The following is a 25145-nucleotide window of genomic DNA, read 5'->3' as shown; positions in this document are numbered from 1 at the left end:
TTCGCTTCGGTCTCGCTTCCCGGAAGCGGGAACCGTTCATGGCTGGATAAGCTCCTCACTCGTACGGGGGCCGTCCGGCCGTGCGCCGCCATGCCCCGATCGCACGCGACCGATCTGTCGATGGGGCTGGAGAATGATCGAGGCAGTCGGCCTGACCAAGCGCTACGGCGCCAAGACGGCCGTGTACAACCTTTCCTTCCAGGTGCGGCCGGGTGTCGTCACCGGCTTCCTGGGGCCGAACGGCTCCGGCAAGTCGACCACCATGCGCATGATCCTCGGCCTCGACCGGCCGACGGCCGGGCACGTGACGATCGGCGGCCACCCCTTCCGGCAGCTGCCGAACGCGCCCCGGCAGGTCGGCGCGCTGCTCGACGCCAAGGCCGTGCACGGCGGGCGCAGCGCCCGCAGCCACCTGCTGTCGCTGGCGCAGCTGGCCGGCATCCCGGCCCGCCGGGTGGACGAGGTGCTGGGCGTGGTGGGCCTCCAGGACGTGGCGCGGCGCCGCTCCAAGGGCTTCTCGCTCGGCATGGGCCAGCGGCTCGGCATCGCGGCCGCGCTGCTCGGCGACCCGCAGGTGCTGCTCTTCGACGAGCCGGTCAACGGCCTGGACCCGGAGGGCATCCTCTGGGTGCGGAACCTGATGAAGAAGCTGGCCTCCGAGGGCCGTACGGTCTTCGTCTCCAGCCACCTCATGAGCGAGATGGCGCTGACGGCCGACCACCTGATCGTGATCGGCCGCGGCCAGCTGCTCTCCGACATGCCGGTGAAGCAGTTCATCTCGGCGAACTCGGCGGACTTCGCCCGGGTCCGCACCCCGGACGGCGAGGTCGCGGTGCGGGAGAAGCTGTCCCGGGTGCTGGCGGGGGCCGGCGGCCAGGTGCTGTCCGAGCCGGACGGGGCGCTGCGGGTGACCGGTCTGCCGCTGCCGCGGATCAGCGACCTGGCGCACGAGGCGGACGTACGGCTCTGGGAGCTGTCCCCGCACCAGGCGTCGCTGGAGGAGGCGTACATGCGGCTGACGCAGGGCGCCGTGGACTACCGCTCCACCGACGACCGGCTGGCCCACCTCCAGGCGCCGCCGCAGCCCGGGCAGCCCGGGTACGGGATGCCGCCGCAGCCACCGGTCCCGGCGGACGTGCCGCAGCAGGGCTGGTACGCCCCGCCGCCGCCCGGACAGAACCCGTACACCGCGCCGCAGCCCCCGGCGGCGGCCCCGGCCGCCCCGCCGAGCGCCCCGCAGCCCGCCGCCGCCCAGCCGGGCGGCGAGCGGCCGAGCCTCCAGAAGCCGAGCGACACCACCGAGGACGCCCGATGACCGCCCCGACGCCGACCCCCACGCCTCCCCCGCCGTACGGCTACGTCTCCCCCATCCCGGTCCGCCGGGCGCACCTCGGGGACGCCCTCGCCTCGGAGTGGACGAAGATCCGCTCGGTGCGGTCGACCATGTGGACGCTGGGGACGATGGTGGCGCTGATGCTGCTGATCGGTCTGGGCGTCGCCGCGGTCGCCGCGAGCGAGGGCGGCACCATGGGCGAGGACTCGGCGCTGCCGCTGGGTTTCTTCGGGATGCTGCCGGCGTCGATCTGCGTGATCACGCTGGGCGTGCTGACCATCTCCTCCGAGTTCGGCACGGGCATGATCCGGACCACGCTGACGGCGTGCCCGAGCCGGTCCCGGGTGCTGACGGCGAAGGCGGTCGTCTTCTTCCTGCTGGTCTTCACGGTGACCCTGGTGGTCGCGTTCGCGGTGGCGACGGCGCAGGTGTCGATGGTGGACGCGGCGGAGCCGACGGGCGCGGAGTGGGCGCGGGCCACGGTCGGCGCGGCGGCGTTCATGGCGGTGCTGGGCCTGCTGTCGATGGCGGTCGGCGCGCTGGTGCGGCACTCGGCCGGGGCGATCACGGCGATGATCGGCGTGCTGCTGCTGCCGCTGGTGGCGGCCCTGTTCATGATGGCGCCGGCGCTGAAGGGGATCCAGGAGGCGCTGTTCACCTACTCGGTGCCGTCGCAGATGATCGCCCTGTACAGCGCGGAGCCGATGCTGGGCGACAGCGGTCCGGCGGGCTGGGACGCGCTGTTCATCCTGACGGGCGTCACCGCGGTGGTCCTGGGCGCCGCGTACGCGCTGCTGAACAACCGGGACGTCTGAGCCGGCGTCCGGGCCGGCGCCGGACCGGGGCTCAGTACTTCGGCGCGTTGCGGGACCGCTGCACCCGGGTGGTGCGGCGGTCCTTCGCGTTCCAGCACGCCTTGTGCCAGTGGCGGCGGTCGTCGACGCCGCCGTACTCGGGCCAGGCGACGACGTGCGGGGCGCCGGGCGGGATCTCCTGGTCGCAGCCGGGGCAGCGGTAGCGCTTGCCCGGGGAGCTGGCGCCGGCGACGAGGCGGACGTACCACTCCTCGCCCTGCCAGGTCTCGGTGCGCTGGGAGCCGCCGTACCGGTCGTCGCGGTCCTCCTGCGCCGCCGACTTGGCGCCGCGGCGGGGGCGGTGGTGACGCGGGGACACAGCACACCTCACGGGGTCGGGAACACGGACCGTTCGTTCCAGCCTACGGGCCGCGACGGGCTGCCCGGCTCCCCGGTCCCCGCCCCCGGACCGAAAATCGCAAGAACTTCATGTTCGGCCGTTGCCTTTGGCACGTGTCAGACGTTGTTGCCCTACGAGGGGGAGTGAACGCGCCGGCCGCGAGGAGGCAGAAGGCGATGCGCGTAGGGACATTCGTACTGGCGGCCCAGTTCCCGGGCCAGGGCCAGGGAGAGGCACTGCACCGCGCGGTGCGGACCGCCGAGGTCGCCGAGGAGGCGGGCCTGGACTCGGTCTGGCTGGCCGAGCACCACTTCGTACCGTACGGGGTGTGCCCGTCGGCGGTGACGCTGGCGGCGCTGCTGCTCGGCCGCACCCGGCGGCTGCGGGTGGGCACGGCGGTGAGCGTGCTGCCGACGGTCCACCCGGTCTCCCTGGGCGAGCAGGCGGCGCTGCTGCACATCGCCTCGGGCGGCAGGTTCACCCTCGGGGTGGGCCGCGGTGGGCCCTGGGTGGACCTGGAGGTGTTCGGCGCGGGCCTGGAGGCGTACGAGCACGGCTTCCCGGAGGCGCTCGACCTGCTGCTGCGCTGGCTGGGCGAGGCCCGGGTGGGCGCCGAGGGAGAACGATTCTCCTTCCGGGAGGTGGCCGTGGTGCCGCGCCCCGGCGAGCTGATCGGCGGCGCGCCGTCGCCGGAGGTCGTCGTCGCCTGCACCTCGCCCAGGAGCGTGCGGCTGGCGGCCGAGCGCGGGCTGCCGATGCTCCTCGGCATGCACTGCGGCGACGAGGACAAGGCGGAGATGGTCGCGGCCTGGCAGCGGTGCGCGCGGGAGGCCGGGCGGGACCCGGACGAGATCGCGCGGATCGGCGCCGGGCACGTCTCGGCGGGCGTGGTGCAGCTCGCGGACCGCACGCAGGAGGCGGCGGAGACCCTGGTGAAGGCGATGCCGGGCTGGCTGAAGCAGGGGCTGGACGCGCATGTGACTGTCGACGGCCGGCACCGGGCGATGCGGGACCCGGTGGCGTACACCGAGCTGCTCTGCTCGCTGCACCCCGTCGGCACCCCGGCGCTGGCGGCCGACCGGCTGGCGGCCACGGCCGAGCGCACCGGCATCACCCGCTTCGCGCTGCTCGCCGAGGGCTCCGGCGACCTCGCGGGCACCGAGGAGAACCTGCGGCGGCTCGGCACCGACGTCCTCCCCCTGGTGGTCTGAGGTCCGGCCCTCGCCGCCGGTCCCGGACACGGCACCGGACCCGTCCGGGGTCCGGCTCCCGCCGCCGCTCCGGCGTCCCGGCGGGACGGTGCGCGTCGGCGCGCACCGGTCGCGGGTCCGCGACGCGGCGCGGCGGCGTTCGAGTCCCCGGGGTCCCGGTGGCGGTCCGGGCTCAGCAGTCGCGGAGTTCCGGGGACTGGTTGAGCAGCTGGCCCCGGATCGAGGTGAAGCGGGCGAGCCGGTCGTCCACCGCCGGGTCCAGCGGGAAGACGGCCACGCGGTGGCAGTTCTGGAAGGCCAGACGCACCCCGAAGTGACGCTGGAGCGCACCGCGTATCGCGTCGCTCGCCAGCGCGCGCAGCAGCTGACCACGTGCCTGCTCGTTCGGCGGCGGCGTCTGGTTGTCGGCGAACTCGCCGCCTTCCACCTCCAGCTGGGCCACCAGAGAACTGATCATCTCCCACGCGTAGGGCAGGGAGGTCCGGACGCAGTCGACGAAGGCGGCTTCGTCGACCTCGCCTCGCTCGGCCTGTTCCAACAGTGCCGGTGAGACGTCGAGCGACATGGGTTCTCCTCTCGCGACCCCGCGGACGGGGTCTGTGCGGGCAGGGTCGAGGGCCGCCGTACGCCACGCAGCGTGCACGGACGACGACCTCCGGCATCCACGGTAAGCGCGCGGTCCGGTCGGCACCAGGAGAATGGGCACACAACAGGCCGATAACCGACGGGTGTTCGTCTCACTCGGGTGCCCGAATCGCGTAGAAGGGCGCTCCTCTTGTAGCGTTGGCGACCATGCGTCTCGTCATTGCCCGCTGTTCCGTGGACTACGCGGGCCGGCTCACGGCCCACCTGCCCTCCGCGCCCCGTCTGATCCTGGTCAAGGCGGACGGCAGCGTCTCCATCCACGCGGACGACCGGGCGTACAAACCGCTCAACTGGATGTCCCCGCCGTGCACCCTCAAGGAGGACTCCGAGGGCGCGGACGGCGCGGCCGGCGTCTGGACGGTGATCAACAAAGCGGGCGAGAAACTGATCATCACGATGGAGGAGATCCTCCACGACTCGTCGCACGAACTGGGCGTGGACCCGGGTCTCATCAAGGACGGCGTCGAGGCGCACCTCCAGGAACTGCTCGCCGACCGCATCGAGACGCTGGGCGAGGGCTGGACGCTGGTGCGCCGCGAGTACCCGACGGCGATCGGCCCCGTCGACATCCTGTGCCGGGACGCGGACGGCGCCACGGTCGCGGTGGAGATCAAGCGGCGCGGCGAGATCGACGGCGTCGAGCAGCTGACCCGCTATCTGGAACTGCTCAACCGCGATCCCCTGCTCGCGCCGGTGAAGGGCATCTTCGCGGCCCAGGAGATCAAGCCGCAGGCACGGGTGCTGGCGACGGACCGCGGGATCGGCTGCGTGGTGCTCGACTACGACGCGCTGCGCGGCATCGAGGACGACAAGCTGCGGCTGTTCTGAGCCGGGCGGTACGACGACGGGGACGGCCCCGGGCGCGAGAAGCGCCCGGGGCCGTCCCCTTTCCCGCTCGCGCCTCAGCTCACGGGGGTGGTGCCGGCGGGGGTGCCGTCGAGGGTGGAGGAGGCGGCGTTGCTGGGCGCCTCGTTGCTGGCCGTCGTGCTCGGCGTCTCGGGCGACGACGGAGTGGCGGAGCTCGTCGTCGGCCCCGGGCCGGGACTCTCCGAGGTCGGCGGGGGCGAGGTGGTCGTCGGCGGTGCGGACGTCGTGGTGGGCGAGGCCGGCGGCGGGGTGGTCGTCGGCCGGCCCGTCGACGGGGCCGTCGGGGCGTCCGTGGTGCCGGTCCCGGTGCCGGGCGTGCTCGTCGTCGCCGACGGGTCGGGGTCCCCCGAGGCGCTGGTGGACGGCGAGTCCGTCGCCGTCGGGTCGGTCGACGTGGCCGTCGGGGCCGCCCCGGAGGTGGTGGGCCCGGGCGTGCCGGAGGCGGTGGGCGTGCCCGTCTCGGCCGGGTCGCCGGCCTCGCCCTCCGCCGGGGTCCCGTCGTCGGTGCTGGGGGTCTCGTCTCCGCCGCCCTGGTCGGCGGTGGCGTCGGTGGTGACGGTGCCGGAGGTGGGGGTGTCGTCGTTGCCGGAGGTGGCGCCGAGGGTGACGACGGTGCCGAGGACGGCGACGAGGAGCGCCCCTGCGCCGACGGCGGCCAGGTTGCGGCGGGTGCCGTCGAGGATGCCCGCCGCCAGGCCCTTGCGCGGCGGGGCGGCCGGGGCGGGGTCGGGTCGGGTGACGAGGGTGGGTCCCTGCTCCGCGAAGTCCGGGTAGTCCGGGAAGGAGGGGACGGCCGGGACGACGGGGGTGGTCGCCGCGGTGGCCGGGCCGGTGCCCGGGACCGGCTGCAGCGGCGCGGTGGGCGGCTCGGCGGGCGCCGGGGCGGCGGCGCGGACGGCGGGCAGGCCGCGCGCCGGCGAGTCGGTACGGGACGGCTGCGGGGGCTGCGGCTGCTCGCGGTCGCGGCCGAGGTCGGCGACGAGAGCGAGGGCCCGGCGGCCGGCGACGGTGCCGCGCTTGTCGGCGAGGACGCCGCGCAGGCCAATGGACGCCTCCAGTTCGGCGCGGGCGCGGCCGAGGTTGCCGGCGCAGAGGGCGAGGACGCCGAGCTCGTGGTGGAAGTACGCCTCCTCCGCGACGTCGCCGGCGAGCCGGGCGGCCTCCTGCCCGGAGCGCAGGGCGCGTTCCCAGGCGCCCCAGTGCAGGCCGGCGGCGAAGGCGGGGGCGGCGGCCCGGGCGAGGGCGACGGCGGTGGCGCGCGGGTCGGCGGCGGTCTCGCCGGAACCGTCCCCGGCCGCTCCCCCGCCGTCCGTGCCGGCCGCGCCGCCCTGCGTACCGCCGACGAGGGCGGCGAGGGCGGCGAGCAGGGCGTCGGCCTCGGCGGCGGCGCGGTCGGGGCCGACGGACGGGTGGCCTGCCCACCACGCGTAGTGCTGGGCGGCGGTGTGGGCGCGGTCGGCCGCGTCGAGGCCGTAGCCGTGGGCGAGGAGCTGGGTGAGGACGCCGCCGGCGAGGCGGTGCCGGGGGCCGACGGGGCTGAGGAGGCCGCAGGCGCGGAGCTCGCCGAGGGCGGCGTCGGCGTGGGTGTCGCCGACGAGCGCCGGGAGGTGGGCGTGGTGCGGGACCTCGCCGCCGAGGGCGACGGCGAAGCGCAGGGTGGTCTGGGCGGCGCGGCTGAGCCGGGAGGCGAGCAGCGCGGCGGGGGCGGCGCCCTCGCCGAGGCTGGGCAGCGGCACGTCGTGGAGTTCGACGTCGGGGTCCTCGTACGGATCGGCGGGGCGGCCGGCGGAGCCCGTGCCGGGGCCGGTGCCGGTGGGGCCGAACGCCTCCTCCAGGGCGCCGAAGGCGTCGAACTCGGCGGGGGTGACGCGGAGCCGGTCGCGCTGCCGGAGCAGGGCGCCGGCCTGGACGAAGCGGAGCGGCAGGCCCTCGGACTCGAACCAGAGGTCGCCGGCCCAGTTGGCCTCCTCGTCGGTGAGGCGGCGGCCGACAGCGGCCTCCAGCAGGGCGAGGGAGGCGGCGCGGCCGAGGCCGGGGAGGGCGACCTCCTCGATCGCGGCGTCCGCCGAGGGGGCGGGGACGCCGGGGGCGGCGGCGAACAGGAAGGCGCACTCGGGGGCGGCGGCGAGGAGTTCGTCGAGGGCGGCGCCGCCGAACTCCAGGTCGTCCACGACGACGACGGCGCCGACGCCGGCGAGGTCGGCGCGCAGGCCGTCGCGGTCGGGGCGGTGGCCGGGGGCGTGCAGGACGGCGGCGCGGAGGTCGTGGAGGAGTTCGGCGGTGGTGCGGTGGTGGCCGCAGAGGCGGACGACGCCGTCGGGGGCGAGCGTGGCGACGTCGGCGGCGACGGCGTCCAGGAGGGCGGTGCGGCCGGAGCCGTCGGGGCCGGTGAGGCGGGCGCTGCGGCCCCGGGTCAGGATCTCGGTGAGCCGGGCGCGCTGTTCCTCGCGCTCCAGGAGGGGCAGTGCGGGGGCGGCGGGGCCGGGCGGTACGGGGGCGGTGGCGGCGCGGGCGGCCCCGGCGCGCTCCTCGGGGGTGCGGCGGCGGGCGGCGGGGGGTTCCTCGCCGGGCGGGCACGCCTCGATCTCGCTGCCGTCGACGGGGTTGACGGTGAGCAGCAGGCCGCCGGAGACGATCCGGGTGACGCGGGCGCGGGCGGGGGTCGCGGCGGCGCGCTCGGGCAGGGCGGCGGGGTGGGCGGGGCGGGCGTCCTCGGCCGCGGTGTCGTGACCGGACTCGTCCGGCCCCCGGTGTATCGGGTCCATGGTCAAAGCCCCCAAGAGCGGTGGTGCGGAGCCCGCCGGGTGGGTGGTGTCGTCGGGTGCGGGCGACCGAACCCTAGACGGTCGCGGGGCGCCCGGGAACAGCCGGGGTGCCGTCGAGCCCAAGACGTCACGGTCTCGTGAGGATTGAGCGTGACGCCTGGTTCGCACAGGGGCTTCACCATCGGTTCACCCCGGGACCGGGCCGGTCCGGACGCGACCCCGTCCCCTTGGAGGAGTGCCCTCCGTCCTTCCGGACGGCCGGCGCCCGTCCCTCCGTACGCCCAAGGCCCCCGGCCCGTCCGCCCGTTCAGACGCGGGGCAGCGACTCCAGGGCGAGGCCGCCCTCGATGGCGAGGATGCGGTGGAGGCGGGTCGCCACGAGGAGCCGCTGCATCTGCGGCGGGACCCCGCGCAGGACGAGCCGGCGGCCGCAGCGGCCGGCCCGCCGGTGCGCGCCCATGATCACGCCGAGTCCGGTCGCGTCCCAGGAGTCGAGCCCGGTCAGGTCGAGGACCAGGTCGCCGACGCCGTCGTCGACGGCCGAGTGCAGGACCGTACGGGCGTCCGCCGCGCTGCGGACGTCGAGGCGGCCCCCGACGACCAGCTCGACGTGGTCGCCCCTGATGTGCATAGTCGCTCCCCGGGAAATGCTCCGTCTTCGCAACAACTGACTGCTGCCTCGGCAGATACGTTGCGCCTTGTCAGCAAACCGATACCGAAATTCACCCCGTGGAGTGACGAGGGGTGGCGCCTCGGACTCAGTACGTATAAAAGCCCTGCCCGCTCTTGCGGCCGATGTCACCCGCGTCCACCATCCGGCGCATCAGCTCCGGCGGCGCGAACTTCTCGTCCTGGGACTCGGTGTAGATGTTGCCGGCGGCGTTCACCAGGATGTCGATGCCGGTGAGGTCGGCGGTGGCGAGCGGGCCCATGGCGTGGCCGAAGCCGAGCTTGCAGGCGGTGTCGATGTCCTCGGCGGTGGCGACGCCCGACTCGTAGAGCTTGGCGGCCTCGACGACGAGGGCGGAGATCAGCCGGGTGGTGACGAAGCCGGCGACGTCGCGGTTGACGACGATGCAGGTCTTGCCGACGGACTCGGCGAACGCGCGGGCGGCGGCCAGGGTGGCGTCGCTGGTCTTGTGGCCGCGGACGAGCTCGACGAGCTGCATCATCGGGACGGGCGAGAAGAAGTGGACGCCGACGACGGCCTCGGGGCGCCCGGTCACCGCGGCGATCTTGGTGATCGGGATCGCGGAGGTGTTGGAGGCGAGGACGGCGCCGTCCTTGACGATCTTGTCGAGCGAGCGGAAGATCTCGTGCTTGACGTCGAGGTTCTCGAAGACGGCCTCGACGACGACGTCCGCGTCGGCGACGGCGTCGAGGTCGGTGGTGGCGGTGATCCGGCCGAGCGCGGCGGCGGCGTCCTCGGCGGTGAGCCGGCCCTTGGCGACGAACTTGTCGTACGAGGCCCGGATGCCGTCGGTGCCCCGGGTGAGGGCGGCGTCGGTGACGTCCCGCAGGACGACGTCCCAGCCGGCCTGGGCCGAGACCTGCGCGATGCCGGACCCCATGAGTCCGGCCCCGATGACGGCGAGCTTCCCAGCCACGATTCCACCCCTTAACGCCTGTTCACTTCTGGCTCTCCGGCGGAGATTAGCGGGCGCGGGCCGCCATGTGACCGTGAAGTAATGCGCGTCACGCTCTCTTTGACGGACGTCACACTCGCGACACCCCCGGGGGCCGCGGCCCGGCCGCCGGCGGCGGTCTCGCGGGGGAGGAAGCCGGCGGCGGTGGGAGCGGCGCGCCCGGGGGGCGGGGCGTCACTAGGGTGGTCCCATGGTCAATCTGACGCGCATCTACACCCGTACCGGCGACCAGGGCACCACCGCCCTCGGCGACATGAGCCGCACCGCCAAGACCGACCTCAGGATCGCGGCCTACGCCGACGCCAACGAGGCCAACGCCGTCATCGGCACGGCCATCGCGCTCGGCGGGCTCGACGAGGCCGTGGTGAAGGTCCTCGTCCGGGTCCAGAACGACCTGTTCGACGTGGGCGCCGACCTCGCCACGCCGGTGGTCCCGGACCCGGAGTACCCGCCGCTGCGGGTGGAGCAGTCGTACGTCGACAAGCTGGAGGCGGACTGCGACCGCTTCCTGGAGGACCTGGAGAAGCTGCGCTCCTTCATCCTGCCCGGCGGCACGCCCGGCGCGGCGCTGCTGCACCAGGCGTGCACGGTGGTCCGGCGGGCCGAGCGGTCGACCTGGGCCGCGATGGAGGTGCACGGCGAGACGATGAACCCGCTCACCGCCACCTACCTCAACCGGCTGTCAGACCTGCTCTTCATCCTTGCGCGGACCGCGAACCGCGAGGTCGGGGACGTGCTCTGGGTCCCGGGCGGCGACCGCTGACGCCTTCCCGGACGCGTCCTCCCCGTCCTTCTTGGGGAAGACCGCGTAGCTGAGCGCGATCAGGCCGTGGATGCCGACGGCCTTCCACACGGCGCTGATCGTGGAGTGGAGTCCGGAGGTGTCGCCGCCGTCCCCGACGTAGGCGATCGCGGCCAGCAGCAGCCCGGAGGCGACGGCGCCCGCGACCACCGAGCCCAGCCAGATCTCGCCCTCGTGCCGGGCCCGGGCGAGTCCGTACCGGGGCGGCTTCGGGGGCGGCGGGGCGTCGCCGAAGCGGTGGGCGGCGTGCCCGTCGAGCCACTTCACGGTGCGGTGGCCGTGGCCGACGGTGTAGCCGATGTACGCGGCGGCGATGCCGTGCCGCCAGCTGGGGTCGGCGCCGTTCTTGAGGTCCATCGCCGTGACGACGAGGAGCAGCACCTCCAGGAGCGGCTCGCACAGCAGGAGCCCCATGCCGAGCCGGGGCATCCGCAGCAGATAGCGGGCGGCGAGCCCGGCGGCCAGCAGGACCCAGAACCCCACCTCGCAGACGATGATCAGCGTGACGATCACGGCGTTTCCCCTTTCGCTTCCCCCGCCGGGTCCCTCCCAGCCTCCCGTGCGGTCCGGCGCGCCGCGTCGTCGCCGGAGACGAACCGCGCCTACATCGTTCGGCGGAGGCGCCGACCCGCCCGGATCGGCCCGGACGCCGAGGGCAGACGGGCCCGGGGCGTGTTGGATGGGGACGTGACCCTCCCCCGTCCCCACCGCCACGACCTCCTCATCGCCCTCGCCGGCCTCTCCGTCGGCGTGCTGCTGTGGTCGTTCGGGCTGTACACCACGGCCGACCGGGTCTTCGACCAGCGGGGGGCGGCGCTCGTGCCGCTGACCGTGATGGCCGGGGCGGAGGCGCTGCGCCGGGCCGCGCCGTGGACCGCTCTGGTGACCGGGACGCTGGCCATCGTGGCCGACCAGCTGACCCAGGGGAACCTGGCGACGGTGCTGATGTTCACGGACGTGGTCTACGCGGCGGTCGTCTACGGCACCCCGGCGCAGGCCCGCCGCATCCCGTACACGACCGCGCTGGTCACCGTCGGCGTCACGGTGGCCTTCCTGGTCTGGTGGCAGAACGCCTACGCGCTGCTCGTCGGCGTGATCACCGGCATCGTCGCCTTCCTGCCGGCCGTCACCGGTTCCATCGTGCGCAACCACCGCGAGGCCGCCGAGTCCGCCCGGCTGCGCGCCGAGCAGACGGCGCTGCTGGCCGAGATGGACCGGACGCAGGCGGTGGTGGCGGAGCGGGCGCGGATGGCGCGGGAGCTGCACGACATGGTGGCGAACCACCTCTCCGCGATCGCGATCCACTCGACGGCGGCGCTCTCCCTGGACGATCCCGGCACCACCCGGCAGGCGCTCGCGGTGATCCGCGAGAACAGCGTGGCGGGGCTGGCGGAGATGCGGCGGCTGATCGGGCTGCTGCGGGACAGCGGCGCGGAGACCGAGCCGGCCGCGACGGCGACGCTGGCGGGGCTCGACGCCCTGGTCGCCCAGGCGCGGGCCAACGGGTCGGCCAGCGGGCTGCGTTTCGTCCTGGACGACGCCCGCCGGGACGGTCCGGGGCTTCCGGCGCCGGTGGAGCTGGCGGCGTACCGGATCGTGCAGGAGTCGCTGACGAACGCGCTGAAGCACGCGGCGCCCGGCGAGGTGCGGGTGGCGCTCGCGCACCGGGACGGGGCGCTGCGGGTGACGGTGACGAGCCCGTACGGGCAGCGGCCGGGGCCCCGCGCGCCGGGGTCCGGGGCGGGGCTGGTGGGCATGCGGGAGCGGGTGGCGCTGCTGGGCGGGTCGCTGGAGGCCGGTCCGGCGGCGGTGGACGGCGGCGCGAGGGTGTGGCGGGTGCGGGCGGAGCTGCCCGTGGACGCGAGCGAGGAGGAGCGGGCATGACGGTGCGGGTGGTGGTGGCCGAGGACCAGGCGGCGGTACGGGCCGGTCTGGTGCTGATCCTGGGCAGTGCCCCGGACATCGAGGTCGTCGGGGAGGCGGAGGACGGGGAGCGGGCGGTGGAGCTGGCCCGGGAGCTGCGGCCGGACCTGGTGCTGATGGACGTGCAGATGCCCCGGATGGACGGGGTGACGGCGACCCGTCTGGTGGTGGCGGAGGGGCTGGCGGACGTGCTGGTGCTGACCACCTTCGATCTGGACGAGTACGTCTTCGGGGCGCTGCGGGCGGGGGCGTCGGGCTTCCTGCTGAAGAACGCGGACGCGCGGGAGCTGGTCGAGGGGGTGCGGACGGTGGCGCGGGGCGAGGGGCTGATCGCGCCGGCGGTGACGCGGCGGCTGATCGCCGAGTTCGCCGCGCCCACGCCGCCGGTACGGAGGGACCCGGAGGTGCTGGCGGGGCTGACGCCGCGCGAGCGGGAGGTGCTGGCGGCGCTGGGGGCGGGGCTGTCGAACGCGGAGGTGGCGGTACGGCTGGAGATGGCGGAGGCGACGGTGAAGACGCACGTCAGCAAGGTGCTGGGCAAGCTCGGGCTGCGCAGCAGGGTGCAAGCGGCGGTGCTGGCAAGGGAGTTGGGGCTCCAGTAGAACGCCACCGACGTTGGTCTGGACCTCTTGACGATTGGTCCAGACCTTCCTACGCTCGCGGGGCGCGCGCAACTCTCCCACGGACCACCCCCACCCCGAACGTCCGCAACTTGAGGAGCACCGTTGAGCACTCAAGCACCGACGCGCCGAAGAGGACTCAAGGCGAAGGCCGCCGCCGGCCTCACCGCCCTGACCCTTCCGCTGGCCGCCATGGTCGGTCTCGCCACCCCCGCGGAGGCGGCCACCTCGGTCACCGCCACCTACACCAAGACCCAGGACTGGGGCACCGGATTCGGTGCCAGCTGGACCATCAAGAACACCGGCACCACCACCATCTCCGCGTGGAACCTGGAGTGGGACTACCCCTCCGGCACCAAGGTCACCTCCGCGTGGGACGCCACCGTCACCAACAGCGGCGACCACTGGACCGCCAAGAACGTCTCCTGGAACGGCACCCTGGCGCCCGGCGCCTCCGTCTCCTTCGGCTACAACGGCTCCGGCTCCGGCGCCCCCAGCGGCTGCAAGATCAACGGCGCCTCCTGCGACGGCACCCAGCAGCCCGGCGACAACCCGCCGTCGGCCCCCGGCGCCCCCACCGCCTCGAACGTCACCGACACCTCGGCGAAGCTCAGCTGGGGCGCCGCCACCGACGACAAGGGCGTCAAGAACTACGACGTCCTCCGCGACGGCACCAAGGTCACCACGACCACCGCCCTGAGCTACACCGACACCGGCCTCACCGCCGGCACCGACTACAGCTACACCGTCGTCGCCCGCGACACCGCCGACCAGACCGGCCCCGCCGCCGGCCCGGTCGCCGTCCGCACCACCGGCGGCGACGGCGGCCAGCCGAACCCGAACACGGTCAAGATGGGCTACTTCACCAACTGGGGCGTCTACGGCCGCAACTACCACGTGAAGAACATCGTGACCTCGGGCTCCGCGTCCAAGATCACCCACATCAACTACGCCTTCGGCAACGTCCAGGGCGGCAAGTGCACCATCGGCGACGCCTACGCCGACTACGACAAGGCCTACACCGCCGACCAGTCCGTCGACGGCGTCGCCGACACCTGGGACCAGCCGCTGCGCGGCAACTTCAACCAGCTGCGCAAGCTGAAGAAGGCGTACCCGCACATCAAGATCCTCTGGTCCTTCGGCGGCTGGACCTGGTCCGGCGGCTTCGGCCAGGCCGTGCAGAACCCGGCCGCCTTCGCCCAGTCCTGCTACGACCTGGTCGAGGACCCGCGCTGGGCCGACGTCTTCGACGGCATCGACCTGGACTGGGAGTACCCGAACGCCTGCGGTCTCACCTGTGACACCAGCGGCCCCGCGTCCTTCAAGACCATGATGCAGGCCATGCGCGCCAAGTTCGGCCCGAACAACCTGGTCACCGCGGCCGTCACGGCCGACGCCTCCGCCGGCGGCAAGATCGACGCCGCCGACTACGGCGGCGCCGCGCCGTACTACGACTGGCTGAACGTGATGACGTACGACTTCTTCGGCGCCTGGGCGGCGAAGGGCCCGACGGCCCCGCACTCCCCGCTGACCTCGTACGCCGGCATCCCGCAGGCGGGCTTCAACTCCGCCGAGGCGATCGCCAAGTTCAAGGCCAAGGGCGTCCCGGCCAACAAGCTGCTGCTCGGCATCGGCTTCTACGGCCGCGGCTGGACCGGCGTCACCCAGTCCGCCCCCGGCGGCACGGCCACCGGACCGGCGCAGGGCACGTACGAGCAGGGCATCGAGGACTACAAGGTCCTCAAGACCTCCTGCCCGTCCAACGGCACCGTCGCCGGCACCGCCTACGCCCACTGCGGCACCAACTGGTGGAGCTACGACACCCCCGCCACCGTCACCTCCAAGATGGGCTGGGCAAAGAACCAGGGCCTCGGCGGAGCGTTCTTCTGGGAGTTCAGCGGTGACACCAGCAACGGCGAGCTGGTCTCCGCGATCAACGGCGGCCTGAGCTAGCGGACGCCGGTACGACGAAGCGGGGGACGGTGCAGCACACCGTCCCCCGCTTCCGTACGCACGCGCGTGGCTACGCCACGTTCACCCTCTGGCCGGGCGGCGCCGCCTCCAGCCAGGCCATGAAACCGGTCCGGGCGTCCTCGCTCATCGCGAGCTCCAGCCGGACCCCGTTGTACATGCAGGGCTGGATCACCGAGTCCGAGAGCAGCGCCAGCTCCTCCTCGCCCTCCGGCATCCGGCGCTCCAGCGCCACGATCGCCGACCGCTCCAGGAACCGGCGCGGCCGGGGCGCGTACGAGAAGACCCGGAACCACGCGATCTCGTCACCGCTGTACCGGGCCACGCCGTACACCCAGCCCTTGCCGGACAGGTCCGGCTCCTCCGGGACGTCCCAGCGCAGCGAACAGTCGAAGGTGCCGCCGGCCCGCTGGATCAGCCTGCGGCGCAGTCCGAAGACGAAGAGCCCGATCACCAGCAGTGCGACGACCAGCCCGCAGACAAACAGCGCGAGGAACATCTTCACCGACCTCCTCGCTGCGTCCCGTGACCGGCGCCGCCGGCCCCACCGAATACGACCTGCATCTGCATCGCCTCAGCCGCGGCACGGTCTGGAACATTCCAGCCGTGCCGCGGCTGAGGGCACTACTCTCTTCGGTCGCCGGTCCGCTAGCGGACGGCCACCGCGCGCAGCCGGACCTCGGCGCGCCGCTCGGCGGCGGCGTCCTCCTCCGACTTCGCACGCTCCAGCGCGCGCTCGGCGCGCTGGGCGTCGATCTCGTCCGCAAGCTCGGCGATCTCCGCCAGCAGCGACAGCTTGTCGTCCGCGAAGGAGATGAAACCGCCGTGGACGGCGGCCACGACGGTGGCGCCCTCGCTCGTGCGGATGGTCACCGGGCCCGACTCCAGCACACCGAGAAGCGGCTGGTGACCGGGCATGACGCCGATGTCGCCGGAGGTGGTACGCGCGATGACCAGGGTGGCCTCGCCGGACCAGACACTCCGGTCCGCGGCGACCAGCTCGACGTGCAGCTCAGCAGCCAAGGGTGGGCTCCTCGGTTCACCACCCGGCGGTGCCGCCGGGTGTTGGGTCAAAGTCTAGTGGGGCGTCCGGCACCGAAGTGCCGGAGCCCGTCCCCGAGGGTGAATCCCGGGGATCCCGGGGTCGTCCCCCGGGGATTGCCGCTAGGGCGTGGGAGAGGGGCGGGAAGCGGTCCCGCCCCCCTCGGGCGAGCACGGGGCTCAGGAGACGCCGAGCTCCTTGGCGTTCTTCTTGAGGTCCTCGAGACCACCGCACATGAAGAACGCCTGCTCCGGGAAGTGGTCGAACTCGCCGTCGCAGATCGCGTTGAACGCGGCGATCGACTCGTCCAGCGGAACGTCCGAACCGTCCACACCGGTGAACTGCTTGGCGGCGTGGGTGTTCTGCGACAGGAAGCGCTCGACACGACGCGCACGGTGCACGACGAGCTTGTCCTCCTCGCTGAGCTCGTCGATACCGAGGATCGCGATGATGTCCTGGAGGTCCTTGTACTTCTGCAGGATGCCCTTGACGCGCATGGCGGCGTCGTAGTGGTCCTGCGCGATGTAGCGCGGGTCCAGGATCCGGGACGTGGAGTCCAGCGGGTCCACGGCCGGGTAGATGCCCTTCTCGGAGATCGGACGGGAGAGAACCGTCGTCGCGTCGAGGTGGGCGAAGGTGGTCGCCGGCGCCGGGTCGGTGAGGTCGTCGGCGGGGACGTAGATCGCCTGCATCGAGGTGATCGAGTGACCACGGGTCGAGGTGATGCGCTCCTGGAGGAGACCCATCTCGTCGGCCAGGTTCGGCTGGTAGCCCACCGCGGAGGGCATGCGGCCGAGCAGGGTCGACACCTCGGAACCGGCCTGGGTGAAGCGGAAGATGTTGTCGATGAAGAACAGCACGTCCTGCTTCTGCACATCGCGGAAGTACTCCGCCATGGTCAGACCGGCGAGGGCGACCCGGAGACGGGTGCCCGGCGGCTCGTCCATCTGGCCGAAGACGAGGGCGGTCTTGTCGAGAACGCCCGAGTCCTCCATCTCCGCGATGAGGTCGTTGCCCTCACGCGTACGCTCACCGACGCCGGCGAACACGGAAACACCCTCGTGCAGCTTCGCCACACGCATGATCATTTCCTGGATCAGAACGGTCTTGCCGACACCGGCGCCACCGAACAGACCGATCTTTCCACCCTTGACGTACGGGGTGAGAAGGTCGACGACCTTCAGGCCGGTCTCGAACATCTCGGTCTTCGACTCGAGCTGGTCGAACGCCGGGGCCTTGCGGTGGATGGACCAGCGCTCGCCGACCTCGGACTCGGCCTCGGGCTCGTTCAGGATCTGACCGAGGGTGTTGAACACGCGGCCCTTGGTGACGTCGCCGACCGGCACCGTGATGCCGTCGCCGGTGTCGACCACCGGGGCCTGGCGGACCAGACCGTCGGTGGGCTGCATGGAGATGGTGCGGACCATGCCGTCACCGAGGTGCTGCGCGACCTCCAGGGTCAGCGTCTTGGTGCCCTCGCCGGTCGAGTCCGGAACCTCGACGTTCAGCGCGTTGTAGATCTCCGGCATCGCGTCGACGGGGAACTCCACGTCGACGACCGGGCCGATGACCCGGGCGACGCGGCCCGTGGCAGCGGCGGTCTCAACAGAGGTCGTCATTACTTGTCACTCCCCGCGGTCGCGTCGGCCAGGGCTGCGGAGCCACCGACGATCTCGCTGATTTCCTGGGTGATTTCGGCCTGGCGGGCCGCGTTGGCAAGTCGGGTCAGGCTGGTGATCAGCTCGCCCGCGTTGTCGGTCGCCGACTTCATCGCGCGCCGCGTGGCGGCGTGCTTCGACGCCGACGACTGGAGCAGCGCGTTGTAGATGCGGCTCTCGACGTAGCGCGGCAGGAGGGCGTCCAGGACGTCCTCCGCCGACGGCTCGAAGTCGTACAGCGGACGGAGCGCGTCCGTCTCGCCGGCCTCCTTCGCCACCTCGTCGAGGCTGAGGGGCAGCAGCCGGGCCTCGACCGCCGTCTGCGTCATCATCGAGACGAACTCGGTGTAGACGATGTGGAGCTCGTCCACACCACCCTCGGCCGTGTCCTTCTCGATCGCCTCGATCAGCGGGGCGCCGATCTTCTTGGCGTCCGCGTACGTCGGCTCGTCCGTGAAGCCCGCCCACGTGTCGGCCAGCTTGCGCTCACGGAAGTTGAAGTGCGCGATGCCACGACGGCCGACGACGTAGATGTCGACCGCCTTGCCCTCGCCCTCCAGCCGCTTGATGAGCTGCTCCGCCGCCTTGATGGCGTTGGAGTTGAAGGCGCCGGCCAGACCGCGGTCGCTCGACAGGAGCAGAACCGCGGCGCGGGTCGGGTTCTCGGCCTCGGTGGTCAGCGGGTGCTTGTCGTTGGCGCCCGTGGCCACCGCGGTCACCGCGCGGGTGAGCTCGGTGGCGTACGGGGTCGACGACTGCACCTTGCGCTGAGCCTTGACGACGCGCGAGGCGGCGATCATCTCCATCGCCTTGGTGATCTTCTTCGTCGCGGTGACGGATTTGATGCGACGCTTGTAGACCCGGAGCTGCGCTCCCATGAGTCAGGTCCCTTCCGTCGTCACTTCGAGACGTTGACGGCGGCAGGAGCGGCAGCGTCCTCGCCGAGCAGCTTGCCGTCAGAGGTCTCGAACTGCTTCTTGAACTCCGCGATGGCGTCGGCCACGGCCGTCAGGGTGTCGTCCGACATCTTCTTGCCCTCGCGGATGGAGGTCATGAGGCCGGAGTGGTTCTGGCGGAGGTACGCCAGCATCTCGGCCTCGAAGCGACGGATGTCCGCCACCGGGACGTCGTCCATCTTGCCGGTGGTGCCGGCCCAGACGGAGACGACCTGGTTCTCGGTCGGCATCGGCTGGTACTGAGCCTGCTTGAGCAGCTCGACCATGCGCTGACCGCGCTCCAGCTGCGCCTTCGAGGCCGCGTCCAGGTCGGAACCGAAGGCGGCGAACGCCTCGAGCTCACGGAACTGGGCGAGGTCCACGCGGAGGCGGCCGGCGATCTGCTTCATGGCCGGGTGCTGGGCGGAGCCACCGACGCGGGAGACCGAGATACCGACGTTCAGGGCCGGGCGCTGGCCGGCGTTGAACAGGTCGGACTCCAGGAAGCACTGGCCGTCGGTGATGGAGATGACGTTGGTCGGGATGAACGCCGAGACGTCGTTGGCCTTGGTCTCGACGATCGGCAGACCGGTCATCGAGCCGGCGCCCAGCTCGTCCGAGAGCTTCGCGCAGCGCTCCAGCAGGCGGGAGTGCAGGTAGAAGACGTCACCCGGGTAGGCCTCGCGGCCCGGCGGGCGGCGCAGCAGCAGGGACACGGCGCGGTAGGCGTCGGCCTGCTTCGACAGGTCGTCGAAGACGATCAGGACGTGCTTGCCCTGGTACATCCAGTGCTGGCCGATGGCCGAGCCGGTGTACGGGGCGAGGTACTTGAAGCCGGCCGGGTCGGACGCCGGGGCGGCGACGATCGTCGTGTACTCGAGCGCGCCGGCCTCCTCCAGGGCGCCGCGCACGGACGCGATGGTGGAGCCCTTCTGGCCGACGGCGACGTAGATGCAGCGGACCTGCTTGTTCACGTCGCCCGAGCGCCAGTTGTCGCGCTGGTTGATGATCGTGTCGACGGCCAGGGCGGTCTTGCCGGTCTGGCGGTCGCCGATGATCAGCTGTCGCTGACCGCGGCCGACCGGAGTCATGGCGTCGACGGCCTTGTAGCCGGTCTCCATGGGCTCGTGGACCGACTTACGGGCCATGACGCCCGGGGCCTGCAGCTCGAGGGCGCGGCGGCCCTCGGTGGCGATCTCGCCGAGACCGTCGATCGGGTTGCCGAGCGGGTCGACGACGCGACCCAGGTATCCCTCGCCGACGCCGACGGAGAGGACCTCGCCGGTGCGCTGCACCGACTGCCCCTCCTCGATGCCGCTGAACTCGCCGAGGACGATCGCGCCGATCTCGCGCTCTTCGAGGTTCAGCGCGAGGCCGAGGGTGCCGTCCTCGAACTTCAGCAGCTCGTTCGCCATGGCCGAGGGAAGACCCTCGACCTTCGCGATGCCGTCGCCGGCCAGGCTGACCGTGCCGACCTCCTCGCGCGAGGCCGCGTCCGGCTGGTACGACTGGACGAAGGTCTCCAGTGCGTCCCGGATCTCCTCCGGCCGGATCGTGAGCTCCGCCATCTGGGTTCCCTGCTCTCCTTGTTGGGCCCGAAGTTTCTTAAGGGGTCTGGGGGCCGACCCCCAGGAATCTTCTGCAATCTCTGCACGGCCCAACCGGGCCGCTGTGATGCGTGTTGTGTTGCCGGCGGCTGCTGCCGTCAGCCGGCCAGCCGCCGCTTCGCCTCGCCGAGGCGCTCTGCGACCGTGCCGTCGATGACCTCGTCACCGACTCGCACCGAGATCCCGCCGAGGACCGCGGGGTCCACGTCCAGGTTCAGGTGCATCTCGCGGCCGTACAGCTTGGCGAGGACGCCACCGAGGCGCTGCTTCTGCTGGTCGGTCAGCGGGACCGCCGAGGTGACGACCGCGACCATCCGGTCCCGGCGCGCCGCGGCGAGCTTGGACAGGGACTCGAGTCCCGCTTCCAGGCTACGTCCCCGGGGCTGGGTCACCAGACGGACGACCAGACGCTCGGTGGTGCGGTGGGCCTTTCCGCCGAGCAGGCTGCGGAGCAGCTCGCCCTTGGCGGTGGCCGTGGCGGTCTTGTCCGTCAGCGCCGAGCGGAGCTCGGTGCTGGAGGACACGATCCGGCCGAACCGGAACAGCTCGTCCTCGACGGAGTCGAGGGCGCCCGCCTTCTGGGCCGCGGTGAGGTCGGCGGTGTTCGCCAGCTCCTCGACCGAGTCGACCAGGTCGCGGGAGCGCGACCAGCGGGACCGGACCATGCCGGAGACCAGATCGACGGTCTCCCCGCCCACCTGACCGTTCAGGAGTCGCTGCGCGAGCTCGGCCTTGGCCTCACCCGCCTGCGCGGGGTCGGTCAGGACCCGGCGCAGCGACACCTCGCGGTCGAGCAGGGCGGTGACTGCGGCCAGCTCGTCCGCAAGCTTCGTCGCGTCGACCGAGGTGTTGTCGGTCAGCGCGTCGAGGGACTCGCGGGCGGCGGCCAGTGCCTCACGGCTCGCTCCGTTCATCGGACGGCCTCAGCCTTCTCCTCGAGCTCGTCGAGGAAGCGGTCGATCGTGCGGCTCTGGAGGGCGGTGTCCTGGAGGGACTCGCCGACCAGCTTGCCGGCCAGGTCGCTGGCGAGCTTGCCGACGTCCTGGCGCAGGGAGGCGGCCGCGGCCTTGCGGTCGGCCTCGATCTGCGTGTGGCCGGCGGCGATGATCTCCTCGCGCTGGCGCTGGCCCTCCGCCTTCATCTCCTGGATGATCGCGGTGCCCTGCTCCGTCGCCTCCTGGCGGAGACGCGCGGCCTCGTGGCGGGCCTCGGCAAGCTGTGCCTTGTACTGCTCCAGCACACTCTGAGCCTCGATCTGGGCCGACTCGGCCTTCTCGATGCCACCCTCGATGGCCTCGCGGCGCTCGACCAGAACCTTGTTGATGTTCGGGAGGAGCTTCTTGGCGAGGAAGCCGAAGACGATGACGAAGGCGATCAGGCCGATGACGAGCTCGTCAAGATGCGGGAGGAGGGGGGGCATGGGCTCCCCCTCGGCCGCAAGAAGCAGAGCGTTCACATCAGTGCCTTCCGTGAAAATGTGGCTGTCGTCGTGAAGCAGGCTTAGTAGACGAAGCCCATGACGATGCCGATGAGGGCGAGCGCCTCACAGAAGGCGAAACCCATGATCTGGTTGGTGCGGATCAGGCCGGCCGCCTCGGGCTGGCGGGCGAGGGCCTGGGTGCCGTTACCGAAGATGATGCCGACGCCGACGCCGGGGCCGATCGCGGCGAGGCCGTAACCGATGGCGGCGACGTTGCCTTCGACAGCAGCAAGGGTCTGGAGAGCGGACATGCCGGTTCTTCCTTCTCTTTCAAGGACCCGGTGGGGGTTGGCCACCGGAGACTGCGGGGTGGGTGGTGGAGCTGGTCCGTGGCAGGGGGCTCAGTGGTGCTCGGAGAGCGCGCCCTGGACGTAGCTGCAGGCCAGGAGGACGAAGACGTACGCCTGGACGGCCTGGATGAAGAGCTCGAAGGCGGTCATCACGAGGACCATCACGAAGGACGTGCCCGCGTAGACGATGCCGATGCCGTTGAGCAGGTACCAGGAGGCCAGCGAGAACATCACGATCAGCAGGTGACCGGCGAACATGTTCGCGAACAGTCGGACCGCGTGCGTGAAGGGCCGGATGATCAGGTTCGAGAAGAACTCGAGGACGACGACCAGCGGCAGGATCGGGCCGAGGGACTTGTCCCAGCCGACGATGTTCTTCCAGCCGCCGACGAAGCCGTGCTTCTTGAAGGTCAGCGACACCCAGAGGACGTAGACGATCAGCGCGAGGGCCGCCGGGAAGGCGATCAGCGAGGTGACCGGGAACTGGGCGAGCGGGATGATCGACCAGAGGTTCATCATCCAGACGAGGAAGAACATCGACACCATGAAGGGGACGTACTTCTCGCCGTCCTTCTTGCCGATGATCTCGTAGACGATGCCGCGGCGCACGAAGTCGTAACCGGCCTCGCCGATCATCTGCATCTTGCCGGGGACCAGCTTCGGCTTGCGGAAGGCCGCCCAGAAGAAACCGACCACCACGACGGAGCTCAGCACCGCGAGCAGCATGGGCTTGGTCAGCTCGAAGCTGCCCCACGTCGCGATGGGCTCGTAGATGAACGTGTGCAGGCCCGGAGCCGGGAAGCCGCATCCGGTGAAGATGTGGCAATCCGGGTCGAAGGCAAGCGTCTGGTCAGCACTCACCGCGGGCTCCTTCAGCGTGGCGCATAGGTACGGCAACCTCGTTGTGTCGGCGCGGCACGCAGCCGCGGGTCGGCACTGGACTGGTCTTACGGATAAGGGGGCGGCGGTTCGGCATCGAGCCTCGCGCTGGGACAGGCGCCTCTTCGGATGCCCGCGCCCGCAGTGCCGCAGTTGGCACCGGACGATAGCAGGAAGCAGAACGCGTCTTTATACCGGCCCTACCCCTCACGGCTTTGAACCCGACTTCTCGGGCTCGACATACGCGATCTTGGCCTTCATGTAGGCACGGGCCTGGGCAGCCACCCACATCACGGTCGCCGCGAGCAGCGTGAAGGCGAAGGCCTTGAAGTCGAACACCGTGGTGCCCTTCAGCAAGGCCAGGAAGACGAAGAGAACCAGCAGCTGGGTCGTGTAGAGCAAGAGCCCCATGGCCTGGAACAGCTGCGGAAGCTTCTTTGCCGTCCGCTGGAGCACCAGCATCCCGATGCCCATGAAGAGGATCACGACCAGGGTGCCGAGCACGGCGCCGATCGCCCCCTTCCCGCCGGCGACGATCCCGCTGATGACCGTGGCGACGGCGCCGACGGCGGCAGTGGGTACGACGGCCGAGAGAAGAAGGCGTGCGTCGGTGGAAGGCATGGCGGTGTCTCCGCATTGCTGGGGGGCGATGGTGTCGTCAGGGACGAGCGTATGCCCGGTCCGAGGTGGGTCTCGGGGCCAACAGACCGTCGCACTACGGTCTTTCGGCACTGTCGCCGGGTCTCGTGAACCGTATCACAAACTATTTGAATAGGTCTTTACTCAGGGGTGTGCCAACTGTCACACATGAGGGCTACAACGCGCGGTTGTGCGGGACAGCGGGGCACCTTGTCTGGTAATGGGCGCCGCTGAGGCTTTCGGTGGCCGGCGCCGGCCACCGCGTCAACTCGGCGTTCCGGCCTTCCGCCGGTCGGTGAAGCGCGAACGGTGACCGATGGCCGTCGACCCGTGCAGCCCGGCCGGCACCGGGACCCGCTCGTCCGCCGCCGCCTCGTGCTGCGGCTCCGGCTCCGGTACGGGGGCGGGCTTGCGGCGCCGGTACCGCGGCGGGACCACGGCCTCCGCCCAGCGCGGCGCCCGCGGCGAGAAGCGCGGCAGCAGGAGCAGCACCAGCCCGACCGCGCTCAGCGCGGTGATGACCAGCACGATCCACATGGACGTCGAGTGCACCGAGTACGCGAGCGTGCCGAACGCGATCAGCGCCGACCAGAAGTACATGATCAGCACCGCCCGGCTGTGCGAGTGGCCGATCTCCAGGAGCCGGTGGTGCAGGTGGCCGCGGTCGGCGGCGAACGGCGACTGGCCCTTCCAGGTGCGCCGCACGATCGCGAGCACCAGGTCGGTCATCGGGATCGCGATGATGGTCAGCGGCAGGATCAGCGGGATGAAGACCGGCAGCGCCGCGTGGGTCGCCTCACGGGTCGAGCCCTCGAAGATCTTCAGGGTGTCGGGGTCCACCTGGCCGGTGATCGAGATGGCGGACGCGGCCAGGATCAGGCCGATCAGCATCGAGCCGGAGTCGCCCATGAAGATCCGCGCCGGGTGCATGTTGTGCGGCAGGAAGCCCAGGCACATGCCCATGAGGATCGCGGCGAAGAGGGTCGCGGGGGCCGCCGCCTCGATCGTGTAGCCGTACCAGAGCCGGTACGCGTACAGGAAGAAGGCGCCGGTGGCGATGCAGACCATGCCGGCGGCCAGGCCGTCGAGGCCGTCCACGAAGTTGACCGCGTTGATCGTGAGGACCACCAGGGCCACCGTCAGCAGCGTGCCCTGCCACTGGGTGAGCGCGACCGTGCCGACGCCGGGGATCGGCAGCCACAGGATCGTCAGACCCTGCGCCACCATCACGCCGGCCGAGATCATCTGGGCACCCAGCTTGATCAGCGCGTCCAGCTCGAACTTGTCGTCCAGGACACCGATCAGCCAGATCAGCGCGGCGCCGGAGAGCAGCGCCCGCGGCTCGTTCGACTGGTCGAAGACGCTGTTGAGGTTCTGGAGGTGGTCGGCGACGAGCAGGCCCGCGCACAGCCCGAAGAACATGGCGATGCCACCGAGCCGCGGAGTCGGTTCTCGGTGCACGTCCCGCGCGCGGATCTCCGGCATCGCGCCGGTCGCGATGGCGAACTTCCGCACCGGACCGGTCAGCAGATAGGTCACCGCGGCCGTGACACAGAGCGTCAGCAGGTAATCACGCACGGGCTGTCCCCACAGGAATCGCTGGCCATCTCAGCCCCACACCCTAGCCGTGCCGTCCAT

25 protein-coding genes are annotated in these 25145 nt (G+C 71.8%); 8 read left to right on the top strand and 17 right to left on the bottom strand.

Features of this window, described 5'->3' with window-relative positions; all coding sequences use genetic code 11:
- Positions 1–133: 133 nt before the first annotated feature.
- Entirely contained in the window at positions 134–1315 is a 1182-nt protein-coding gene (locus tag ACFVQZ_RS20460; RefSeq protein ID WP_383624524.1) for an ATP-binding cassette domain-containing protein, read from the top strand.
- Positions 1312–2148, top strand: a complete 837-nt coding sequence (locus ACFVQZ_RS20455) for an ABC transporter permease (protein WP_030492589.1) — start codon at positions 1312–1314, stop codon at positions 2146–2148. Before ACFVQZ_RS20460 ends, ACFVQZ_RS20455 begins: the two co-directional genes overlap by 4 nt.
- A 31-nt stretch (positions 2149–2179) precedes the next feature.
- On the opposite strand, the gene ACFVQZ_RS20450 is transcribed toward ACFVQZ_RS20455, so the two are convergent.
- Positions 2180–2506 (bottom strand): ATP/GTP-binding protein, encoded by a 327-nt coding sequence (locus ACFVQZ_RS20450; protein WP_383624520.1) that lies wholly within the window; start codon positions 2504–2506, stop codon positions 2180–2182.
- Between the two features lie 197 nt (positions 2507–2703).
- Between ACFVQZ_RS20450 and ACFVQZ_RS20445 the strand changes: the two genes are divergently transcribed.
- Entirely contained in the window at positions 2704–3738 is a 1035-nt protein-coding gene (locus tag ACFVQZ_RS20445; protein WP_030492591.1) for an LLM class flavin-dependent oxidoreductase, read from the top strand.
- Between the two features lie 172 nt (positions 3739–3910).
- Here the strand turns inward: ACFVQZ_RS20445 and ACFVQZ_RS20440 are convergent, their stop codons facing one another.
- On the bottom strand, positions 3911–4303 hold the full coding sequence (locus tag ACFVQZ_RS20440; protein WP_030492592.1) for an SCO5389 family protein: 393 nt from the start codon (positions 4301–4303) through the stop codon (positions 3911–3913).
- 227 nt (positions 4304–4530) lie between these two features.
- Here ACFVQZ_RS20440 and nucS point away from each other — a divergent pair, with 227 nt between their 5' ends.
- Entirely contained in the window at positions 4531–5211 is a 681-nt protein-coding gene (gene nucS, locus ACFVQZ_RS20435) for an endonuclease NucS (protein ID WP_030492593.1), read from the top strand.
- 74 nt (positions 5212–5285) lie between these two features.
- Here nucS and ACFVQZ_RS20430 read toward each other — a convergent pair whose 3' ends face one another.
- The 3 genes from ACFVQZ_RS20430 to ACFVQZ_RS20420 form a co-directional block, all read right to left on the bottom strand.
- Complete coding sequence (locus ACFVQZ_RS20430; protein WP_383624515.1) at positions 5286–8015, bottom strand: ATP-binding protein; 2730 nt, start codon at positions 8013–8015, stop codon at positions 5286–5288.
- Positions 8016–8322: 307 nt separating this feature from the next.
- Positions 8323–8646 carry an STAS domain-containing protein gene (locus ACFVQZ_RS20425; RefSeq protein WP_030210572.1) on the bottom strand — a complete coding sequence of 108 codons (324 nt, stop codon included), beginning with the start codon at positions 8644–8646 and terminating at the stop codon, positions 8323–8325.
- Between the two features lie 127 nt (positions 8647–8773).
- On the bottom strand, positions 8774–9622 hold the full coding sequence (locus ACFVQZ_RS20420) for a 3-hydroxyacyl-CoA dehydrogenase family protein (protein WP_030492595.1): 849 nt from the start codon (positions 9620–9622) through the stop codon (positions 8774–8776).
- A 229-nt stretch (positions 9623–9851) separates the two neighbouring features.
- On the opposite strand from ACFVQZ_RS20420, the gene ACFVQZ_RS20415 reads away from it, so the two are divergent.
- Entirely contained in the window at positions 9852–10424 is a 573-nt protein-coding gene (locus ACFVQZ_RS20415; RefSeq protein WP_030492596.1) for a cob(I)yrinic acid a,c-diamide adenosyltransferase, read from the top strand.
- Here the strand turns inward: ACFVQZ_RS20415 and ACFVQZ_RS20410 are convergent.
- Entirely contained in the window at positions 10344–10976 is a 633-nt protein-coding gene (locus tag ACFVQZ_RS20410; protein WP_383624511.1) for a hypothetical protein, read from the bottom strand. The genes ACFVQZ_RS20415 and ACFVQZ_RS20410 overlap by 81 nt on opposite strands.
- 174 nt (positions 10977–11150) lie before the next feature.
- Here ACFVQZ_RS20410 and ACFVQZ_RS20405 point away from each other — a divergent pair, with 174 nt between their 5' ends.
- From ACFVQZ_RS20405 to ACFVQZ_RS20395, 3 genes are all read left to right on the top strand, one after another.
- Positions 11151–12347: a histidine kinase gene (locus ACFVQZ_RS20405; protein ID WP_030492598.1), complete on the top strand. Its 1197-nt coding sequence runs from the start codon at positions 11151–11153 to the stop codon at positions 12345–12347.
- The gene (locus tag ACFVQZ_RS20400; protein WP_383624508.1) at positions 12344–12988 is read left to right on the top strand and encodes a response regulator; all 645 of its coding nucleotides are present in this window, start codon (positions 12344–12346) and stop codon (positions 12986–12988) included. Before ACFVQZ_RS20405 ends, ACFVQZ_RS20400 begins: the two co-directional genes overlap by 4 nt.
- Before the next feature lie 210 nt (positions 12989–13198).
- Positions 13199–14959, top strand: a complete 1761-nt coding sequence (locus tag ACFVQZ_RS20395) for a glycosyl hydrolase family 18 protein (protein WP_383624600.1) — start codon at positions 13199–13201, stop codon at positions 14957–14959.
- 70 nt (positions 14960–15029) lie between these two features.
- On the opposite strand, the gene ACFVQZ_RS20390 is transcribed toward ACFVQZ_RS20395, so the two are convergent.
- The 11 genes from ACFVQZ_RS20390 to ACFVQZ_RS20340 all read right to left on the bottom strand — a co-directional run bounded on the left by ACFVQZ_RS20390 (position 15030) and on the right by ACFVQZ_RS20340 (position 25085).
- Positions 15030–15476 (bottom strand): DUF2550 domain-containing protein, encoded by a 447-nt coding sequence (locus tag ACFVQZ_RS20390; protein ID WP_030492601.1) that lies wholly within the window; start codon positions 15474–15476, stop codon positions 15030–15032.
- A gap of 149 nt (positions 15477–15625) precedes the next feature.
- Complete coding sequence (locus ACFVQZ_RS20385) at positions 15626–16000, bottom strand: F0F1 ATP synthase subunit epsilon (protein ID WP_030492602.1); 375 nt, start codon at positions 15998–16000, stop codon at positions 15626–15628.
- A gap of 198 nt (positions 16001–16198) precedes the next feature.
- Complete coding sequence (atpD, locus tag ACFVQZ_RS20380; RefSeq protein WP_030492603.1) at positions 16199–17638, bottom strand: F0F1 ATP synthase subunit beta; 1440 nt, start codon at positions 17636–17638, stop codon at positions 16199–16201.
- Positions 17638–18555 (bottom strand): F0F1 ATP synthase subunit gamma, encoded by a 918-nt coding sequence (locus ACFVQZ_RS20375; RefSeq protein WP_030492604.1) that lies wholly within the window; start codon positions 18553–18555, stop codon positions 17638–17640. The genes atpD and ACFVQZ_RS20375 overlap by 1 nt, the downstream gene beginning before the upstream one ends.
- Before the next feature lie 20 nt (positions 18556–18575).
- Positions 18576–20180 (bottom strand): F0F1 ATP synthase subunit alpha, encoded by a 1605-nt coding sequence (gene atpA, locus ACFVQZ_RS20370; protein WP_030492605.1) that lies wholly within the window; start codon positions 20178–20180, stop codon positions 18576–18578.
- A gap of 137 nt (positions 20181–20317) precedes the next feature.
- On the bottom strand, positions 20318–21133 hold the full coding sequence (locus tag ACFVQZ_RS20365; RefSeq protein ID WP_030492606.1) for a F0F1 ATP synthase subunit delta: 816 nt from the start codon (positions 21131–21133) through the stop codon (positions 20318–20320).
- Positions 21130–21675 carry a F0F1 ATP synthase subunit B gene (locus ACFVQZ_RS20360; protein ID WP_030492607.1) on the bottom strand — a complete coding sequence of 182 codons (546 nt, stop codon included), beginning with the start codon at positions 21673–21675 and terminating at the stop codon, positions 21130–21132. The genes ACFVQZ_RS20365 and ACFVQZ_RS20360 overlap by 4 nt, the downstream gene beginning before the upstream one ends.
- A 44-nt stretch (positions 21676–21719) precedes the next feature.
- Positions 21720–21950 (bottom strand): ATP synthase F0 subunit C, encoded by a 231-nt coding sequence (atpE, locus tag ACFVQZ_RS20355; RefSeq protein ID WP_006346597.1) that lies wholly within the window; start codon positions 21948–21950, stop codon positions 21720–21722.
- Positions 21951–22040: 90 nt separating this feature from the next.
- Entirely contained in the window at positions 22041–22850 is an 810-nt protein-coding gene (gene atpB, locus ACFVQZ_RS20350) for a F0F1 ATP synthase subunit A (protein WP_030492608.1), read from the bottom strand.
- Positions 22851–23075: 225 nt separating this feature from the next.
- A complete protein-coding gene (locus ACFVQZ_RS20345) occupies positions 23076–23489 on the bottom strand; it encodes a hypothetical protein (RefSeq protein ID WP_030492609.1) in 414 nt (137 codons plus the stop codon).
- Between the two features lie 282 nt (positions 23490–23771).
- Positions 23772–25085 carry an MraY family glycosyltransferase gene (locus ACFVQZ_RS20340; RefSeq protein WP_030492610.1) on the bottom strand — a complete coding sequence of 438 codons (1314 nt, stop codon included), beginning with the start codon at positions 25083–25085 and terminating at the stop codon, positions 23772–23774.
- Between the last annotated feature and the right edge of the window lie 60 nt (positions 25086–25145).

Origin of the sequence: Streptomyces sp. NPDC057854, assembly GCF_042797055.1 — a bacterium.
Lineage (GTDB): Bacteria > Actinomycetota > Actinomycetes > Streptomycetales > Streptomycetaceae > Streptomyces.
This window is presented reverse-complemented; position numbering and strand designations above follow the sequence as displayed.

Coding starts and splice junctions, on each gene's coding strand:
- ACFVQZ_RS20460 (WP_383624524.1), top strand. CDS start 134: ATGATCGAGGCAGTCGGCCTGACCAAGCGCTACGGCGCCAAGACGGCC.
- ACFVQZ_RS20455 (WP_030492589.1), top strand. CDS start 1,312: ATGACCGCCCCGACGCCGACCCCCACGCCTCCCCCGCCGTACGGCTAC.
- ACFVQZ_RS20445 (WP_030492591.1), top strand. CDS start 2,704: ATGCGCGTAGGGACATTCGTACTGGCGGCCCAGTTCCCGGGCCAGGGC.
- ACFVQZ_RS20440 (WP_030492592.1), bottom strand. CDS start 4,303: ATGTCGCTCGACGTCTCACCGGCACTGTTGGAACAGGCCGAGCGAGGC.
- nucS (WP_030492593.1), top strand. CDS start 4,531: ATGCGTCTCGTCATTGCCCGCTGTTCCGTGGACTACGCGGGCCGGCTC.
- ACFVQZ_RS20430 (WP_383624515.1), bottom strand. CDS start 8,015: ATGGACCCGATACACCGGGGGCCGGACGAGTCCGGTCACGACACCGCG.
- ACFVQZ_RS20425 (WP_030210572.1), bottom strand. CDS start 8,646: ATGCACATCAGGGGCGACCACGTCGAGCTGGTCGTCGGGGGCCGCCTC.
- ACFVQZ_RS20415 (WP_030492596.1), top strand. CDS start 9,852: ATGGTCAATCTGACGCGCATCTACACCCGTACCGGCGACCAGGGCACC.
- ACFVQZ_RS20400 (WP_383624508.1), top strand. CDS start 12,344: ATGACGGTGCGGGTGGTGGTGGCCGAGGACCAGGCGGCGGTACGGGCC.
- ACFVQZ_RS20395 (WP_383624600.1), top strand. CDS start 13,199: ATGGTCGGTCTCGCCACCCCCGCGGAGGCGGCCACCTCGGTCACCGCC.
- ACFVQZ_RS20390 (WP_030492601.1), bottom strand. CDS start 15,476: ATGTTCCTCGCGCTGTTTGTCTGCGGGCTGGTCGTCGCACTGCTGGTG.
- atpD (WP_030492603.1), bottom strand. CDS start 17,638: ATGACGACCTCTGTTGAGACCGCCGCTGCCACGGGCCGCGTCGCCCGG.
- ACFVQZ_RS20375 (WP_030492604.1), bottom strand. CDS start 18,555: ATGGGAGCGCAGCTCCGGGTCTACAAGCGTCGCATCAAATCCGTCACC.
- atpA (WP_030492605.1), bottom strand. CDS start 20,180: ATGGCGGAGCTCACGATCCGGCCGGAGGAGATCCGGGACGCACTGGAG.
- ACFVQZ_RS20365 (WP_030492606.1), bottom strand. CDS start 21,133: ATGAACGGAGCGAGCCGTGAGGCACTGGCCGCCGCCCGCGAGTCCCTC.
- atpE (WP_006346597.1), bottom strand. CDS start 21,950: ATGTCCGCTCTCCAGACCCTTGCTGCTGTCGAAGGCAACGTCGCCGCC.
- ACFVQZ_RS20345 (WP_030492609.1), bottom strand. CDS start 23,489: ATGCCTTCCACCGACGCACGCCTTCTTCTCTCGGCCGTCGTACCCACT.